Annotated in this window: 15 protein-coding genes and 7 tRNA genes; 3 read left to right on the forward strand and 19 right to left on the reverse strand. The window is 30.5% G+C overall.

Features of this window, described 5'->3' with window-relative positions; genetic code table 11:
- Positions 1 to 53 precede the first annotated feature (53 nt).
- From I6U48_RS15735 to I6U48_RS15785, 11 genes are all read right to left on the reverse strand, one after another.
- Positions 54 to 129 (reverse strand) — tRNA-Lys (locus I6U48_RS15735).
- Between the two features lie 3 nt (positions 130 to 132).
- Positions 133 to 207: transfer RNA gene (locus I6U48_RS15740), tRNA-Gln, on the reverse strand.
- A 4-nt stretch (positions 208 to 211) separates the two neighbouring features.
- Positions 212 to 287, reverse strand: a tRNA-His gene (locus I6U48_RS15745).
- Positions 288 to 293: 6 nt separating this feature from the next.
- Positions 294 to 370, reverse strand: a tRNA-Arg gene (locus tag I6U48_RS15750).
- Between the two features lie 6 nt (positions 371 to 376).
- Positions 377 to 450, reverse strand: a tRNA-Gly gene (locus I6U48_RS15755).
- Positions 451 to 492: 42 nt separating this feature from the next.
- A tRNA-Pro gene (locus I6U48_RS15760) sits at positions 493 to 568 on the reverse strand.
- Between the two features lie 43 nt (positions 569 to 611).
- Positions 612 to 687, reverse strand: a tRNA-Pro gene (locus I6U48_RS15765).
- Positions 688 to 810: 123 nt separating this feature from the next.
- Positions 811 to 1,281 (reverse strand): metallophosphoesterase, encoded by a 471-nt coding sequence (locus tag I6U48_RS15770; RefSeq protein ID WP_218321426.1) that lies wholly within the window; start codon positions 1,279 to 1,281, stop codon positions 811 to 813.
- Between the two features lie 2 nt (positions 1,282 to 1,283).
- Entirely contained in the window at positions 1,284 to 1,889 is a 606-nt protein-coding gene (locus tag I6U48_RS15775) for an XTP/dITP diphosphatase (protein ID WP_218321427.1), read from the reverse strand.
- Positions 1,886 to 2,635, reverse strand: coding sequence for a ribonuclease PH (gene rph / locus I6U48_RS15780; protein WP_218321428.1), 750 nt, complete (start codon positions 2,633 to 2,635; stop codon positions 1,886 to 1,888). The genes I6U48_RS15775 and rph overlap by 4 nt, the downstream gene beginning before the upstream one ends.
- A gap of 83 nt (positions 2,636 to 2,718) precedes the next feature.
- Positions 2,719 to 3,708: an AIR synthase family protein gene (locus tag I6U48_RS15785; protein ID WP_218321429.1), complete on the reverse strand. Its 990-nt coding sequence runs from the start codon at positions 3,706 to 3,708 to the stop codon at positions 2,719 to 2,721.
- Between the two features lie 94 nt (positions 3,709 to 3,802).
- Between I6U48_RS15785 and I6U48_RS15790 the strand changes: the two genes are divergently transcribed.
- The gene (locus I6U48_RS15790; protein WP_218321430.1) at positions 3,803 to 5,239 is read left to right on the forward strand and encodes a hypothetical protein; all 1,437 of its coding nucleotides are present in this window, start codon (positions 3,803 to 3,805) and stop codon (positions 5,237 to 5,239) included.
- Positions 5,240 to 5,341: 102 nt separating this feature from the next.
- Positions 5,342 to 5,494: a hydroxymyristoyl-ACP dehydratase gene (locus tag I6U48_RS15795; RefSeq protein WP_246615388.1), complete on the forward strand. Its 153-nt coding sequence runs from the start codon at positions 5,342 to 5,344 to the stop codon at positions 5,492 to 5,494.
- A gap of 21 nt (positions 5,495 to 5,515) precedes the next feature.
- Here I6U48_RS15795 and I6U48_RS15800 read toward each other — a convergent pair whose 3' ends face one another.
- The 7 genes from I6U48_RS15800 to I6U48_RS15830 form a co-directional block, all read right to left on the reverse strand.
- On the reverse strand, positions 5,516 to 7,117 hold the full coding sequence (locus tag I6U48_RS15800) for a peptide ABC transporter substrate-binding protein (protein WP_218321431.1): 1,602 nt from the start codon (positions 7,115 to 7,117) through the stop codon (positions 5,516 to 5,518).
- A 658-nt stretch (positions 7,118 to 7,775) separates the two neighbouring features.
- The gene (ligA, locus tag I6U48_RS15805; protein WP_218321432.1) at positions 7,776 to 9,776 is read right to left on the reverse strand and encodes an NAD-dependent DNA ligase LigA; all 2,001 of its coding nucleotides are present in this window, start codon (positions 9,774 to 9,776) and stop codon (positions 7,776 to 7,778) included.
- A 10-nt stretch (positions 9,777 to 9,786) separates the two neighbouring features.
- Positions 9,787 to 12,051 carry a DNA helicase PcrA gene (gene pcrA / locus I6U48_RS15810; protein ID WP_218321433.1) on the reverse strand — a complete coding sequence of 755 codons (2,265 nt, stop codon included), beginning with the start codon at positions 12,049 to 12,051 and terminating at the stop codon, positions 9,787 to 9,789.
- Between the two features lie 161 nt (positions 12,052 to 12,212).
- A complete protein-coding gene (locus tag I6U48_RS15815; protein ID WP_218321434.1) occupies positions 12,213 to 12,521 on the reverse strand; it encodes a YerC/YecD family TrpR-related protein in 309 nt (102 codons plus the stop codon).
- Between the two features lie 282 nt (positions 12,522 to 12,803).
- Complete coding sequence (locus tag I6U48_RS15820) at positions 12,804 to 13,520, reverse strand: pseudouridine synthase (protein ID WP_218321435.1); 717 nt, start codon at positions 13,518 to 13,520, stop codon at positions 12,804 to 12,806.
- Positions 13,521 to 13,619: 99 nt separating this feature from the next.
- Positions 13,620 to 14,276: a lytic transglycosylase domain-containing protein gene (locus tag I6U48_RS15825; RefSeq protein ID WP_218321436.1), complete on the reverse strand. Its 657-nt coding sequence runs from the start codon at positions 14,274 to 14,276 to the stop codon at positions 13,620 to 13,622.
- A 69-nt stretch (positions 14,277 to 14,345) separates the two neighbouring features.
- Positions 14,346 to 16,349, reverse strand: a complete 2,004-nt coding sequence (locus I6U48_RS15830) for a triple tyrosine motif-containing protein (protein ID WP_218321437.1) — start codon at positions 16,347 to 16,349, stop codon at positions 14,346 to 14,348.
- 198 nt (positions 16,350 to 16,547) lie between these two features.
- On the opposite strand from I6U48_RS15830, the gene I6U48_RS15835 reads away from it, so the two are divergent.
- Complete coding sequence (locus tag I6U48_RS15835; RefSeq protein ID WP_218321438.1) at positions 16,548 to 16,718, forward strand: hypothetical protein; 171 nt, start codon at positions 16,548 to 16,550, stop codon at positions 16,716 to 16,718.
- A gap of 46 nt (positions 16,719 to 16,764) precedes the next feature.
- Here I6U48_RS15835 and I6U48_RS15840 read toward each other — a convergent pair whose 3' ends face one another.
- Positions 16,765 to 17,214 (reverse strand): YaiI/YqxD family protein, encoded by a 450-nt coding sequence (locus I6U48_RS15840; RefSeq protein WP_218321439.1) that lies wholly within the window; start codon positions 17,212 to 17,214, stop codon positions 16,765 to 16,767.
- Positions 17,215 to 17,496 lie beyond the last annotated feature (282 nt).

Here is a 17,496-nt window from a genome sequence, read left to right on the forward strand (position 1 = left end):
CATTTTTTAGTTTTGTAATATCTAATCTTCTTTTATTGAAGAGTTAAATAATTTGGTGGCTTACCGGGGAATCGAACCCCGGACACCATGATTAAAAGTCATGTGCTCTACCGACTGAGCTAGTAAACCAAATGGCTGGGATAGCAGGATTTGAACCTACGAGTGATGGAGTCAAAGTCCATTGCCTTACCGCTTGGCGATATCCCAATAATGGGGTGAACGATGGGGTTCGAACCCACGACAACCAGAACCACAATCTGGCGCTCTACCAACTGAACTACGTCCACCATATATGGTGCGTCTTAAGGGATTCGAACCCCTGGCACACGGCTTAGAAGGCCGTTGCTCTATCCAACTGAGCTAAAAACGCATATTTTGGAGCGGGTGAAGGGAATCGAACCCTCGTAACTAGCTTGGAAGGCTAGCACTCTACCATTGAGTTACACCCGCTTATTATTAACTTTAACTAACTTAATTAATTAAAATCTCTACTGGTCGGGGTGACAGGGATTGAACCTGCGACCTCATGGTCCCAAACCACGCGCGCTCCCATCTGCGCCACACCCCGATATAATTGGTGTCATAAATTACATTTTGTATCATTTTATTCTTGGTCGGGGTGACAGGGATTGAACCTGCGACCTCATGGTCCCAAACCACGCGCGCTCCCATCTGCGCCACACCCCGCTGTTCAGGAACTTCCTGAACTCTTTTCATCTCAGAGTTATCAACTCCCGACGACATAGATTATTCTACACGATATAATCTGATTCGTCAATACCTATTTAAAAACTTTTTTATATTTTTGCCTTAAATACCTTTGATGCTTGGATTAATTTTTTCATCTTCTATTGTAATAATCGCTATACTATTAAAACCATCCCTTGATATAGCAGGACTTCCCGGATTTACAAACCAAATACCATTTTCGTATACAATCTGCGAAACATGTGTATGTCCAAAAAGTACTATGTCTGCACCAATTTCTAAAGCTCTATATTTTAGTCTAGATAAATCATATTTCACATCATATCTATGTCCATGAGTCATAAATACCTTTTTCCCTGAAATATTTTCAATTCTTTCACTAGGAGTGTCTACGGCGAAATCACAATTCCCTTTTACGTTTAGGATTTCGCCTTTATAATATTTAGATATCTCCTTAATATCCTGAACATTATCACCTAAATGGATCAATATATCGGGATTGTTTAATCTATTAACAGCGTTCTCTATTAACCAAGAATATCTATGTGTATCACTTATTACTCCTATTATCAATTTTACTCCTCCCTCATAAGCCTATTGATTTCTCCTTCTAATTTTTTCAGAGCCTTTGCTCTATGGCTTATGGAGTTTTTAATTTCAGAGTTCATTTCTGCAAATGTCATGTCATATTCGGGTACATAAAATAATGGATCATATCCAAATCCATTTTCTCCTTTTTCTTCGTCTATTATTCTTCCTTTTATTTCTCCCTGGACCTTTACCACTGTAGAATCATCTATTATTAAAACCATAGCACATACAAATTTAGCTTCTCTTTCTTCAATTTTTTTGCCTTCTAATAATTTTAAAAGCTTCTCATTATTTTTTTTATCATTTCCGTGTTCCCCTGCAAATCTTGCAGAATAAACACCTGGCGCACCATCTAAACAATCAACCATGAGTCCTGAATCATCTGCTAAAACCATAGATTTATTTACAATTTTATATATTTCGCTAGCCTTTTTGTATGAGTTTTCAATAAATGTGTTACCATCTTCTTCAACATCTATATCTATTCCCGCTTCTTTTAAAGATAATACATCTATCGGATATTTAGCTAGTATTGCTTTAATCTCCTTTATCTTCTTCACATTATTACTTGCTACTATTAGCCTATTCATTTTCTTTCACCTGTTCCAATCCACAAAGAATCCATTTTCAAACTTTCTTTTTGCATCTGAATCATATGCTTAGCACCTTTCTCCGCCAAAGATATTAGATCATTTAGATCCGCTCTAGAGAATGGGCTTTGCTCTCCTGTTCCCTGTATTTCTACAAATTCGCCTGAATCAGTCATAACCACATTCATATCAACCTTTGCTCTTGAATCTTCCTCATAGCATAGATCTAGCATTTTTACATTGTTTACAATTCCAACACTTACAGCACTAACAAAAGCTCTTATAGGATATACTGAAAATGGACTTTGTTTATGAAGCTTGTTAACTGCATCTACTAATGCTACAAAAGCCCCTGAAATAGAAGCAGTTCTTGTTCCCCCATCGGCTTGAATGACATCACAGTCTACCCATATAGTCTTCTCTCCTATAGCTTTTAAATCAACTATAGATCTTAATGCTCTTCCTATTAACCTTTGTATTTCCATAGTTCTTCCATCAACTTTTCCTCTAGTTATATCCCTAACCTTTCTAACTTGAGTAGCTCTTGGGATCATATTATATTCACAAGTGATCCAACCTTCACCTTTTCCCTTTAAAAAAGGTGGAACTTTATCCTCTATGGATGCTGTACAAATTACTTTTGTATCTCCAGTTTCGATTAACACAGAACCTTCAGCATATTTTGTATAGTTCCTTGTTATCTTTATATGTCTAGTTTGATCATTTTTTCTACCGTCAACTCTCATTTCATACCTCCAAAAGAAACTGACTTATCTTACCTAATTATTATACATTATTAAGCACCTATTGTGCATTTAATTCTATTAGTTTATTGTATTTTTTCTTCTAATACAAACAATTCATCTCTCTCTGGTGGATCTACTTCTCTTTCTATATTTTCATCTATTAAAATCCCTTTTCCTTTAATAATTTTGCCTATTATTGTAGCTTTGATACCTTCTTTTTCAAGTATTTTTATCAACTCATTGCCCTTATCAGATGTTATAAGCATACTACCTGATGATATAAATCTAAGTGGATCTATAGAATATTTATCACATATTCTTTGTGTTATATTGCTTATAGGCATTTTTTCTTTATATACCTTAAACCCTAAACCACTAGCTTCCGCCACTTCCCACAAAGCGCCTAATACTCCACCTTCAGTTATATCATGCATGGAATTCACGCCAAACTTTCCAGCTATAACGCCCTCCTTAACTACACTTAAATACTTTGCGTAACTTTTGGCCTCTTCTATCTCTTCAAGCGTTAAAACATCTTTTATTTTGTCATTATAGTCGTTTGCTGCAATACTTGTTCCTTCAAGACACAACTGCTTAGTAACTATTATATCATCTCCATCCTTTGCGCCTGAGGTTGCTACTGATCTCCCTTTTAAGGCTTTACCAATTACTGTACATGATATAACCATTTTGTTTACAGCTCTTGTAACTTCCGTATGTCCACCTAAAATCTCAACATTAAGTCTCTGAGTCTCTTCCCCTATCTCTTCCATAACTTTTTCTATTTCATTTAACGATGTACTTTCTGGTGCTAAAATGGTTACTAAAATTCCTATAGGTTCAACACCACAGGAAGCTATATCATTGCAATTTATATGTACTGCTAACTTTCCTGCGTTTACATCAGCTCCTGTTATAGGGTCTGTAGAAAGAATACATTCATAATTTCCGAATTCAACTACACTACAATCTTCTCCTACTCCACTTCTAATTCTAACCTCATCTCTTTTAACTTTTCTACTGTTATCTATTATTTTTTTTAAATCATCCCAATTTAATTTTCCTACTTTCATTAAAATTCTTCCTTTCTATTTAAATAAACAGGCACTATTTCACTACCTACCTCATATTATTTATATAAGGATTAATTTATGGTAGGTGTATGTTTTGAAATATATAGGACCTTTTCTAAGAATAAACAAACTAAAAAAAGAAAATGTTGAACACCAACTCTTTTACCTTGCAAAAGAATCTTTAAAACAAATTGTATTATACTCTAAGTGTGGAATACACACTTCATTAAAAGATCTTAAGACAAAAAATATTCCTAATTTTGATATTAACACATTTAAAGATGTTTCTCCACTTCTATGTGTATACAAAAAAGCAAGCACTAAGCTTATTAATATTGATAATAATCTATGCTGGGACGAAGATAAGTTTAAAAGAGAAATAAACATAGATAGTAACTCATTAATGACACTATGTCTTTTAGAATTACATGACTACTACAGTAGATTTAGAAACATAGATACAAATAAATATAATCTAGCTAAGCTTTATTTACTATTATGTAAGAAACAACTAGAATTTTACGCTTCTTATTTTAGAAATGATGAAGGTGTATTTGTTGATAAAAAAGACTTAAGTGATTCTTTTACAGGAGAATTAACCTTTGAAGAAAAGAACAAAAAATTCAAATTTTCATCTCAAGCATTATTTATGGCGGCTTACTATAAATGTTCTTGTCTATGTAAGAACGATGATAAAGAAAATTATAAAAACTTTTCACTAGACATATTAAATATGTTTCTTGAATTTAAAGAAGAATTATATTTACTAGATTCAGAAGAGCTTACTGAACTATGTCTAGGTTTAAATATTTTTTATAAATATTCTCAAAATCAAGATTGCAAGGTTTTGCTACTTGACTTATCAGAGCTTTTATATGAAAAAGTCAATGATGAATTTTATTCACCTTCAGACTTTCAACTAGAACAAGATTGCAAAAATTATATAAATTTCATCTTACTTTACAAAAACACTGGAATTATCAAATTCAAAGATAAATCTGACATCATTTTTAATAACCTTTTAGAATTATATAATCCCGAAAAAGGAATTTTTATAAAAAATACTGAAAGCAAAGATATTACTTTTTCTTGTCTTGAGATTGCCTTGTATGTGATAACTTGTTTAATGGACTCACATATAAATGCATGTGAAAATAAAAGTGATTTAATAATATTGGATGTATTTAAACGCCAACTTGTAGACTCTGGAATCATTCCTAGTTGGCCTGAGACACCAGAATTGCAAGATGTTGAAAGATATATAAATTATACATTAAAATCTGAAGATTTAATTGATGAACAGGATTTTAGAATGCCATCAATTCCTACTCCTGAAAACTGCGAGTTAGCTGCTATTTTTTATAAAAATATTACTTATAACAAAAAGAAAGAAACCTTCAAAGTTTCTAAGACCTCCTTTGATACTAATAAAAATATGATGATATTCTTTTTAGTTATACATCTTTTAAAACCAAAAAAGACATTGCCTAAAATAATAGAAGAAAATTTAGACTCTGATGAAGAATACTAATAAAAATAATATTTTAATTTTTGGGTTATAATAATATAACCACAGTACAAGCATATATACACGCTAATAATTCAACCTGCTTTAAAAGGAGGTATGTAATTTATGATGAACATAAACTGTTCAGAAAGATGTATACATGAAAAAAACGGCAAGTGTACTTTAAATCATGTAACTCCACTTTCGAGTTTTTCATCTGCCGAAGCAGCCTGTGCTTATTTTATTCCAAAACAATCTAATAAAAGAACTCCCTCTTAGTAATAAGAGGAAGTTCTTTTATTATGGCTCTAAATCTATATATACCTTATCTAATTTAATATTGCCTTCCTTTGTAAAATAAACATCTTTTATATTCTTTTTCTTACAAATCACAGTATCACTGAAATATATAGGTATTACCGGAACATCGTCATATAAAGTATTTTCTGCCATTTTTAGTAATTCTATTTTTTTATTTTTATCTCTTTCCAATTTACTTTTTTCTAATATAGTGTCAAATTGCACATTTTTATATCCATAATTATTATCACTATACATACTACTATACCTTTCTAAAAAAGGCAGAGGATAATCATAACTTCCTTTAAAATCAACTTTAGCCAAGTCATAATCACTTTTACTAATAGCATCATTAAATTCATCTATGCTGCACCCTATACATTCTATTTTTATGCCTAAGTTATCACGTAAATTTTTTGATATATTTTCACAAATTTTTTTATTTTCAACCGTATCTATATAAATCATCTTTAAAGATTCACTACTGTTATTAAACTTACTTTTTTTCATATATTCTAGTGCTTTATCTTTTTCTACATCGCCATTAAAATATATTTTATTTGTAAACAGACCATTTAATCCGTTTCCTATACCAGTTGGAATATACGTCAGAGCTGATCTAGCTGTATTGCTCAATATTTCTTTTGTTATATAATTTCTATCTATATAACAAGCTAAAGCTTTTCTAAAGTTAACATCTTTCACTACACCATCTTTATTTAGGTTAAATACTAAACTTTCAGTGTTGTACGATGGAAGTTGACTTATCTCACCAGAATCATTGAGACTTTTAACTTCACTTATTGGTGGATTGGTAAATATGTCTATGCTGCCACTTTGAAAATCAGCTAACGAAGCTTCACTGCTATTAATACATGTTAGTAAAATTTTATTACTTCTTATAGCGTCCTCATTCCAATAATTATTGTTTTTTACTAACGTTATATTATTGCTTTTATCCACATTATCTATAATAAAACTTCCTGTAAATAAAATATTCTTATACGCAGTTTTCCAATCCACTAAGTTTTCATTAATTTTTCTTAGTGAATATATAGGCTCTGCAAGTATATTCAAAAAATAATTACACGGATAGTTTAATCTTATCTCAAGCTTTTTCTTATCTACAGCCCTAATTGCCACATTATTAAATTCCCTTTTTCCCTGTCTATACTCTGCAGCACCAAACACATAATACAATTGGTCAGCAAATTTGTTATTTATATCCTTACTTAATATTTTCGAAAAAAAGTCTACAAAGTCATCTGCTACAATATCATTTCCGTCGCTCCATTTTGCATCTTCTCTTATATTAAATACATAACAAGTTTCATCTTTGCTTATAGTCCAACTATCACTTATGCCAGGAATTATATTACCCTTTTCATCAGTCTTTACTAAACCTTCGAATAGATTTACAAGTAAATCCTGTTGTCTAACATCATATTCAGTAAGCATAATTAATTCTTTTGGTAATTCTCCAATATTATATACTATGCAATCTTTCGTATTTTCACTTTTATTGCTCTGAACAGCTTTTTCAACACAACCGTTAAAAAGCACAGAGCTTAAAATTAATATACTAATTATAAGCCTTTTCATACAACATCTCCTTTGCATTATAGATCCCCATGGCTGAAAGTAAACTTATGCTCCGGTAGATGTTTACTTTCTGGTGTGGTTATATATATAGACAAACACGGCCTAAAGTTGACTCTCTAGGGTGGCTATCTATATGCTCTTGTTATACCTATTTAGATTATTAGCAGTTAAATAAAAAATAAACAAGTTCTTACACAAAAATCAGTATAACACTTACAAAGCGGAAGATAGAAGAACATAAAAAAAGAGTACAATTTGATTAAAAATTGTACCCATTTTACAAATATATACGTTCTAAATAGAATTTCAAAAAATTAATAAACTTTCATAAAAACAAAAAAAATTGTTCCAAATGCTATCAATATGCATGTCGCAGGATATAGTATGTTTTTTAAGTTTGTTTTAAATTCAAACATTTTAATAGCCCATGCTGACATTGTAAAAATTATACAATATTGAAGAGTAAGATAGTCACTAAAATACTTTACATATGTAAAATGATATGTAGTAAGGAGCGTTAATATTATTGTAAGTATTGTTAAACTCACTCCTATCCATCCTAAAAAATTAATAGCCCTTTTCATCTTTTCCTCCACCTGTCTTAATTTCTATCATGAACCATTTTCATCATAAACCTTTTTTATTATTTTGTAAATACTTATAGCATTTTTTCAAATTCATCTTCATTTATTATATTTACCCCTAGTTCTACAGCCTTGTCATACTTAGAACCAGCTTCCTCTCCAGCTAAAACATAGTCAGTTTTTTTACTCACACTTCCTGCAACTTTTGCTCCTAGAGATTCTAGCTTTTCTTTTATACTACCTCTTGTATAGTTTTTTAACGTACCAGTAACCACTATAGTTTTTCCTAAAAATGCACTCTCTGATATTTCTTCTTCTTCATATTGAGGTCTAACACCTAATTCTAATAATTCATTTATACTCTTTATTATTTTATCCTCTTTAAAAAATTCTACTATACTTTCTGCAACAATATCTCCTATATCCTTAACGGATACAAGATCATCTATGGATGCCTTCTTTATATTTTCTAAATTTTTGAATTCCTTTACTAAATCCTTTGCAGTTTTCTTACCTACATTAGGTATACCTAGTGCAAATATGAATGAAGACAAATCACAATTTTTGCTTTTCTCTATAGCATCTATAAGATTCTGAGACTTTTTATCTCCAAATTTTTCCAAAGTGATTAAATCTTCCTTTTTTATTCTATATAAGTCTGCAATAGACTTAATTTCAAGTTTTTCAAAAAGTTGTTCTGCAGTTCTTTCACTAAAGCCTTCTATATTCATTGCCTCCCTGCTGCCAAAATGTACAATACTTTTTACCATCTGCGGCTTACAAGATAAAGTATTTTCACAAAAATAATGTACTCCTTCTTGAACTAATTCACTATCACAAGAAGGGCATGTTTTTGGTGATTCTATTTCTATTCCATCTTTCAAAGTATCCTCAACTACACCCATTATTTCAGGTATAACATCATTTGATCTTCTAACAAAAACATCACACCCTATTTTAACGCCTTTTCTCTTTATGTCATCCATATTATTTAAGGTAGCTCGCTTAACTGTAACCCCCGCTAATTCCACTGGCTCAAGTATTGCCGTAGGGGTTACTCTCCCACTTCTTCCAATATTCCATTCTACATCTAAAAGTTTTGTAGTAGCTTCTTCTGCTTCAAATTTATAAGCAATTGCCCATTTAGGAAACTTTATTGTATATCCTAATATGTCCCTTGTCTTCATATCATCAATTACTATAACAACACCATCTATGTCATAGTCAAGACTGCTTCTTATATCCTCCACAAACTTTAACTCTTTTTCTATTTCCTCTATGCTGCTACATACTTTAATATATTCATCCTGTGGGAATCCCATATTCCTTATAAATTCCATCATTTCGCTATAGGTTTTAAAAGAAGCTCCCTCATTATATCCTACATCATAGAAAAATGCTGATAAGTTTCTTGCTGCAGTTTCCTTTATATTTAAATTTCTTAGAGCACCAGCGGCTCCATTCCTTAGATTTTTTAATGGCATTTCAGCTTTTTCATTATACTTCTCAAAAGCTGTTTTTGTCATAATAGCCTCTCCATGAACTTCAATAATACTATTGTTATTTATTTTTAATGGAAGAGTTCTTATAGTTTTTACTTGAGCTGTTATGTCCTCTCCAACTAACCCTGTTCCTCTTGTAGCACCTTTAACTAATATTCCATTTTCATCATAAGTACAATTAATAGTAAGTCCATCGAATTTCTTAGTAAGTATATACCTAAGCTCTGGCAGTTTATCTTCGTGATTACGATTATATTCCTCCACAGCTTTTTTATTTCTTATGTGCCAATCTCTTATTCCTTGAATATCTTGTGATTTATCCAAGCTCCATAGTCTACCTTTATGTGTATATTTTTGGAACTCAGATATCACCCTATCTCCTACTCTTTGTGTTGGAGAATAGGGTAATATTACTCCTGTTCCTTTTTCTAACTCAACTAATTCATCATATTTTTTATCATATTCTTTATCTGAAACACTTGGATTATCTAATACATAATACTCATATGCATATCCATTCAACTCTTCTATTAGTTCATTAAGTCTTTTAATTTTGTCATTATCTAAACTCATATTCCCCCTCCTAGACAGCTTCTAATGGAACAATTCCATACATTAAGTTTTTAATTCCCATTTTATCAAACGCAATAGTAAGCTTAACATCCTCCCCAACTTTTGAAACACTTACAATAGTTCCTATTCCAAACTTTAAGTGTTTAACTTTTATTCCAACTTTAATATTTTCAAGCTTTAGCGAGCCTTCTTTATCCTCTTTATTTTTCTTACTATTTGCCATATTTGTATATGAAACACTTACATTCCTTACTGGTGCTTGGAAATTGGTAAAACTATTCTTATTAAATCCATTACTGAAATTATTGTTCATAGAAGTTCCGAACTTTCCAAAACTCTTTTTTATAGGATTATCATATTCTATTAGCTCTGCCGATATTTCTCTAATAAAATCCGACTCTGAATAGGCAACAGTCTTTCCAAACACTCTTCTATTTTCAGCAGAAGTCATGTATAGCATTTCTTCAGCTCTAGTTATTCCAACATAACACAGCCTTCTTGATTCCTCCATTTCAGCAAAATCATTAAAGGCCTGATTACCAGGAAATATTCCATTTTCCATTCCAACCATAAATACTGTCGGAAACTCCAATCCTTTAGCACTATGAACTGTCATCATTACCACACTGTCTGCATCCTGATCAAAATTATCTATGTCAGATACTAATGTAACTTTCTCAAGGAATGCTGATAACGACTTATCTTCTGATGTACTTTCAAACTCTGCTGCTGCAGATACAAGTTCTTTCAAGTTCTCTATTCTGCTTAATGCTTCCAAATCCTTTGAATTTTTAAGCTCTTCCAAGTATCCTGTAGTTTCTAATATTTCCTTTATTAAGCTAGAAACGCTTACTGCATCTCTACTTCTTATAAAGCTGTTTACTAAGCTTACAAATTTCTTTATGGATGATATAGTTCTAGTTGAGAGCTTTAATACTTCCTCTATATCTAACAAAACACTATACATACACTCGTCCATTGAACTAGCGAATTCTTGAACCTTTTCTACAGTGGCGTCACCTATACTTCTTTTGGGAACATTTATAATTCTTCTTAAACTTACATCATCAAGCGGATTGTTTATAAATTTCAAGTAAGCCATTATATCCTTTATTTCTTTTCTATCATAAAACTTAAGTCCACCAACTATTCTATAAGGTATATTAGATTTCATAAAAATATCTTCAAAAACACGTGACTGTGCATTAGTTCTGTAAAGTATTGCAAAATCCTTATATCTCCTATTTTGTTCTTCCTTTATCTTTTTAATTTGAGCTGACACATACATTCCTTCATCAATATCTGAGTAAGCTCTATAAATTTTTATTTTTTCTCCTTGATCACTCTCAGTTCTAAGTACTTTGCTTTTTCTTTGAGCATTATTTTTTATGACATTATTAGCTGCTTTTAGTATATTTCCTTTTGATCTATAGTTTTGCTCAAGCTTAATTACCTTAGCTTCCGGATAATCTTTCTCAAAATCCAATATATTCCTGATATCTGCACCTCTCCACTCATAGATGCATTGGTCGTCATCACCAACAACACAAATATTTCTATGTGCTGCAGCTAAAAGTTTAACTAATTCGTACTGAGATTTGTTAGTGTCTTGATATTCATCCACCATTATGTATTGAAATTTTCTCTGATAAAACTCTAATACGTCTGGATTTTTTTTAAATAAATCTACAGTCTTATAAATTAAATCATCAAAGTCTAAAGCATTGTTACTTTTCAGCTTCTTCTGATACAAGACATATAAATCTGCTATTTTATCCATTCTAAAATTCTGTTGATTTTCTCTTTTAAATTGTTCAGGAGATATTAAGTTATCCTTCTGCTCTCCTATTTTATTTATTATTTCTTTATCTGTTATGTCTTTGTCATTTATCCTTAACTCTTCCATACACTGCTTAATTAAGACTTTTTGGTCATAACTATCATATATAGCAAAATTTTTGTTATACCCTAATTTGTCTATTTCTCTTCTTAAAATTCTTACACAACTTGAATGAAAAGTAGATACCCACATATTATCTACATCACTTCCAACCAAACTTCTTATCCTTTCCTTCATTTCTCCTGCTGCTTTATTTGTAAAAGTAATAGCTAAAACTTTAGAAGGATATATGTTTAAGTCTTTTATCATATGTGCTATTCTGTGAGTCAGAACTCTTGTCTTACCTGATCCAGCACCGGCTAGTATTAATATAGGTCCATTTATAGTTACAACAGCATCATATTGTTCTTTATTTAAAAGCATTTTTAAGTCCATAAAATTCACTCCCTGGTTATTATAAAAAATTTTTTACAAAATTCTCATGTTTAATATTATAACATTTAACTGCTTGTTTAATCATTACTAAACGTAAAAAATGTGCTGATTTATATCAACACATTTTATGGTAATCTAAATTTTTCATTTTATACATAATATTACTTTTCATTATCATTTTTTAATCTTTCTAATACTATGTTGTAACCATCACTTCCATAATTTAAGCATCTATTAACTCTACTTATAGTTGCAGTACTTGCTCCAGTCGTTCCAGCAATATCTAAATATGTTCTTTTATTTTTCAACATCTTAGCCACTTGGAGCCTTTGTTCAAGTGCTTTTATTTCATTTATAGTGCATATATCATCAAAAAATCTATAGCATTCCTCTTTTGTTTTTAGAGCTAATACAGCTTCACATAAAAAATCCATTGCTTCGCTTTGTAATTTGGATTTATATTCTTCCATGAGCTCAACTCCTTATTAAATATACGTTATTATAATCTCACTTTAATTCTATCACGTATTAAAGTGTTAATCCACAAAATTATTATAAATTAACGCAAATAAAAACAGCCCATTGGGGCATAGGCTGTTTGCTCATAAATAAAAAGGGGGCTATTTATTCCTTTTATTTATCCTTGCAAGTTTATTATATTAAAATAAAAATGAAATTTCAAGTTGTTTTGAATAATTAATTGTAGAATAATATTAGAATGCCTTAATCAACTTCATCTTTCACCCAAATTTTTAAATTTTTTTAAGAACCTCTAATTCTTTCTCAGATAACTCCCTATATTGTCCTTCTACTAAACTTGTATCTAAATCAAGTGGCCCAAACTTTATTCTTTTCAAATAAACTACATTTTTATCCCTGCTCTTAAACATCCTCTTAACTTGATGAAATTTTCCTTCCTGTATTGTTACTTTAATTTTTGAACCATCTTTGTCCGCTTGCAGTATTTCTAATTTAGCAGGCATACATTGATATCCATCATCTAAAGTTATTCCTTCTTCAAAAGCTTCTATATCTTTTTCATTCACTACTTTATCTATTTCCGCATAATAAACTTTATCTACATGCCATTTAGGTGATATTAATCTATGATTTAATTCTCCATCATTTGTTAATAATAGTAATCCCACTGTATCTTTGTCCAATCTACCTACTGGGAATGGATTAAATGCTTGATGCTCAGGTTCCAATAAATCTATAACAGTTTCATCATAATTGTCAAATGTCGCAGAAACTACGCCATCAGGCTTGTTCATCATAAGATAAATATATTTTCTGTAATTAACCAATTCACCAGAAACCTTTATCTTGCATATATTCGGATCTACTTTTATAGAACTATCTTTAATTATTGAACCATCAACTTCTATTAAGCCATCTTTGGCTAATGATTTAACTTCTTTTCTTGTTCCATATCCCAAATTCGCCAGAACTTTATCTAATCTTTCCATGGCCTACCTCCTAATAATTTTACATTTAAATTCTCTTAGTATTATAACCTTTTAGTTGTAAAATAAAAACAGTCTAATTAAAGACTGCTTAAAAATCGTCTACTTCCCATAATATTTCATAACTTTTTGTACATAATCCCTGGTTTCATAAGGCAATTTTGAAATATCAGATGCACTTTTTACTCCTCTGTATTTCAGCGTTCCAGGACCTGAGTTATATGCAGCCAAAGCCAATTCTTTAGAGTTATTATACATATCTAATAATCCTTTTAAATATTTTGTTCCACCTTCAACATTTTGTTCTATATCATATGCATCAGAAACACCAAGTTCACTTGCTGTGCCTGGCATAAGCTGCATAAGTCCCATAGCACCAGCCCCTGATACTGATTTAGGGTCAAAATCTGACTCCTGTTTTATAACTGCCTCTATTAAGTCTTTATCAATCCCATATTTTCTGGAAGCTTTTTCTACCGCTTCTTCTATGCTTACGTTTCCACTCTTAATGTCATCTTTTACCGTATTATATACAGAATTTAGTCTTTGTCCTGCACCATATCCTAGTTTGCTTAAGTCATCTTCTCCTAATCCCAACTTAGTTAGATCTATACTTCCATCGCTATTCGTCATAGCATTAGTTAAACTTTCCATGATAAGTGAAAAAGAGTCTGAATCTCCAACTGCTTCTTTAAACATTTGAGTCATAAGTTGAAATTGTAAAAAATCTTGAACTTTTTTATTGTTATCTACATTCATATCTTCACCAACCCATGTTTTTCTTCAAATATATTTATCGTGTTTTATCTAAATAACTTTAATACATAATTACTCTACATTAAATGTAAAAGTATCATAATCTTCATAAGAAACTTCACTATATTGACTTTTAGCTAAGACTAATGCTCTATATTCTTCTTTAGCAAAAGGTATAAATGTATAATAATTTTTTTTACTATAATTTTGTACTAAATTCCATTCTCCTTTTTCCATTATATAAAATTCATATACTACGTCCTTGCCTCCCTCGCTATGGACAGTAAAGTTTACAGATTCATTGCATAGAAATTTTGTTTTATTGCAAGTTATTTTAGTATTAGTTACTGGAAATGCATCATACACTGCTACTTTTATATCTTTTTTATAATCAAAGGGTTTATCGCTATCTTTATTTTTGGCAAATATTTCAACAGAATATAAACCACTACGTTTAGGCGAGAATGTATACCCCTTTTCATGAACATACTCAGTTTCTTCGACTTTACGGTCATTTATCTTTAAGATGTATTTAAGTAATGTACTAATTGTATTTCTAGTTATTACATTTATGTTGATACTATCTCCAACAACATAATGTTCTCTTGCCGGAAAAAGTATATAATCAATATTTGCTGGTATATAGCTAAATACCTCTAGACTTATTATTGAATGACAATCAAAATCTCTTCCAGAATACTTGTCCTTAACTCTTATTTCAAACTCATAGCTTCCCTGTTCCTTAGGCGTAAAATCCGCCCAATTGCAAGTTCCATAATCTATTTTTCCTATCTCTTTTCCATTTTCTTTTATTATAAAACTATATCTTAAGTCAGTACCACCTGAAGCGATAACTTTAAAATTTATTTTTTCATTTATTAGAACATTCTTATTTTTATCCACTAACACTTCATCGATTCTAACTGGTTCTTTGCTTTTCTTATCTATTATAAAATTTAATAGTTCCACAGCTTCATACTCACCCTCGAAGGACTTATCTTTGACCCATACTAATATTTTATAATTTCCAGGTTCTTTACTTCTCCAGATATATGTATTATTTCTTGTATATCCGGAGTTTTCTATAGAATTTCCTTCAATTACATATCTATATAATAGCTCTCTTCCACCAATAACCTCAGCTCTTAACTCGATTGGTGTTTCACATAGTTGAGGTGAATTTAAATCTGTAGTAAAACTTTTTATAAAAATTTCTTTGTATTTTTTTACTTTAAAATTTATTATAGCTCTATCATCATATTTATTAGTTGAATACATATCTTTTACCATACATAATATTTTATAATCTCCACTTATTTTTTCTACATAATTTACAATTCTCTTAGTTGAATAGTCTTGAATACATTCAACTTCTCCATTAAAATTTATTTTCAAGAATTTATATAGTATGGTTCTATTTTCACTATAAGAGGCATCAACTTGAAATATAATTTCAGATCCTACTACTAAATCTGATGATAAACATTTAAAATCCATTATTTCTATTTCTTTCAGAGGTGAAACTTCAAAGTCTATGGTTTGAAAATCATCATATTTATTTTTAGAGTCTACATTTTTACTTTCTATTAATATTTGTCCTCTTCCTACAGCTTTAGTTGTCCATACAAGGTTTCTATCTGCAGAATAATCCTTAATAACTTTCCATTCATCATCAATTCTAATCCAATATTTAAACATCAATGGAGATTTGTTTGCCTCTACAAACAAATTAAGTTTTTCACCTAACTCTAATTCATGTTTGTTTAGAGTAATATTATTTATTAACTTTTCTTCAACTTTTCCTATAATATAATCTATCCTTGAAACATAATCAAAACTTTTTTCCCCATTTCTTTTTTTGGCTTGTACCATTATTATATATTTTCCATCCTCATTTGGAATCCACTCAACGCTTGCTTCTTCATTAAAATCTTTTAATGTACTCCAAGCTCCATTACAGCCAATCATATATTTATATAGAAGATCTTCTTTTAAATTATTTTCAACTTGTACTATTATGGTTGTGTCTTTTTCTTGAGGGCTCTCTAAATTACAAACAATACCTAATTCATTCATTTTAAATACCCATCCTATGCTAAAAATATATCTAAGTTACATTATACTATAGTTCCATATTTTGTAATAGACTTTTATTAACAATTTATTAAAGATAAAAATTTATTTTTCTGGAAATGTTTTTACAAATATACTTTTAAATACTCTCTGGATAAAAGTATATTTCTTGGATAACCTATTTCAGAGGAGGCTGATATTATGAGTAAACCTTTAGATAAACAAAATCCAAACTATACTATTAAAAAAGAGGATGTAGATCTTAAACAATCTCCTGAAGGATATCCGATTGTAGAACGAATGAATAATGGATTGCTTTTTCCCGAGGGACCTAAGGATACTGTAGACTTTGCCGATTATGAAGACATTTAGAAATATAAAAATCCACGCTGAAAAATTTATTTAACAGCGTGGATTTTTATACTTCTTTAGCTAAACCTATTTTTATTAATTTCAGTAAATTTATATATAATCTTTCGTCATCTTCTTTTGTCCTTTTTCTTGGATTAGAAGTTTTCCCTCCACTCCTTCTTACCTTAGCTGATAGATGTCTTTCAAAAAGTAGTCTATCCATATTGTCATTGTCATAAATATGTCCCTTAGGTCCTATGGCATACGCTTTTTTTCCAAGTGCCATAGCTGCAACACCATAATCTTGAGTAATTATAATATCCTCTTTTTCAGTTACATTAATTAGAGCCATATCTACACTCTGAAAACCCTTATCAACATACCTTACTTCACTGTAATTACTAGTTATAGTATGGCTTATATCGCAATACATAATCACTTTTATATTATTTTCCTTAGCAGCTCTCTCGATTATTTGTTTTCCCGGGCATGCATCTGCATCTACTATTATTCTCATATTAATACATCCTTTTTAATCCACTATGATTTACAATTTAAAAATTATGCGACGCAAAATTTTTTCAGAGGACAATTGACAGAGGACAGAGGACAATGAAGGTTGCTTTTCTTCCGCTGTCGCTACAGAAAAGCTTTAATTATTTTTTATTTAGCGGCTTTGCCGCAAGCCATCAGGCTGCATTAATTGGCAATACTTTATTTAAGATATTTTCTTAAAATAAGCATTAAATATAGCCTTTATAAATTAAAGATTTTTCGTAGCATAGCGGAGAAAAATCCT

This window comes from Clostridium thailandense (assembly GCF_019207025.1).
Taxonomy (GTDB): Bacteria; Bacillota; Clostridia; order Clostridiales; family Clostridiaceae; genus Clostridium_AM; species Clostridium_AM thailandense.

Coding starts and splice junctions, on each gene's coding strand:
- I6U48_RS15775 (WP_218321427.1), bottom strand. CDS start 1,889: ATGAATAGGCTAATAGTAGCAAGTAATAATGTGAAGAAGATAAAGGAG.
- rph (WP_218321428.1), bottom strand. CDS start 2,635: ATGAGAGTTGACGGTAGAAAAAATGATCAAACTAGACATATAAAGATA.
- I6U48_RS15785 (WP_218321429.1), bottom strand. CDS start 3,708: ATGAAAGTAGGAAAATTAAATTGGGATGATTTAAAAAAAATAATAGAT.
- I6U48_RS15795 (WP_246615388.1), top strand. CDS start 5,342: ATGATGAACATAAACTGTTCAGAAAGATGTATACATGAAAAAAACGGC.
- I6U48_RS15800 (WP_218321431.1), bottom strand. CDS start 7,117: ATGAAAAGGCTTATAATTAGTATATTAATTTTAAGCTCTGTGCTTTTT.
- ligA (WP_218321432.1), bottom strand. CDS start 9,776: ATGAGTTTAGATAATGACAAAATTAAAAGACTTAATGAACTAATAGAA.
- pcrA (WP_218321433.1), bottom strand. CDS start 12,051: ATGGACTTAAAAATGCTTTTAAATAAAGAACAATATGATGCTGTTGTA.
- I6U48_RS15815 (WP_218321434.1), bottom strand. CDS start 12,521: ATGGAAGAATATAAATCCAAATTACAAAGCGAAGCAATGGATTTTTTA.
- I6U48_RS15820 (WP_218321435.1), bottom strand. CDS start 13,520: ATGGAAAGATTAGATAAAGTTCTGGCGAATTTGGGATATGGAACAAGA.
- I6U48_RS15825 (WP_218321436.1), bottom strand. CDS start 14,276: ATGAATGTAGATAACAATAAAAAAGTTCAAGATTTTTTACAATTTCAA.
- I6U48_RS15830 (WP_218321437.1), bottom strand. CDS start 16,349: ATGAATGAATTAGGTATTGTTTGTAATTTAGAGAGCCCTCAAGAAAAA.
- I6U48_RS15835 (WP_218321438.1), top strand. CDS start 16,548: ATGAGTAAACCTTTAGATAAACAAAATCCAAACTATACTATTAAAAAA.
- I6U48_RS15840 (WP_218321439.1), bottom strand. CDS start 17,214: ATGAGAATAATAGTAGATGCAGATGCATGCCCGGGAAAACAAATAATC.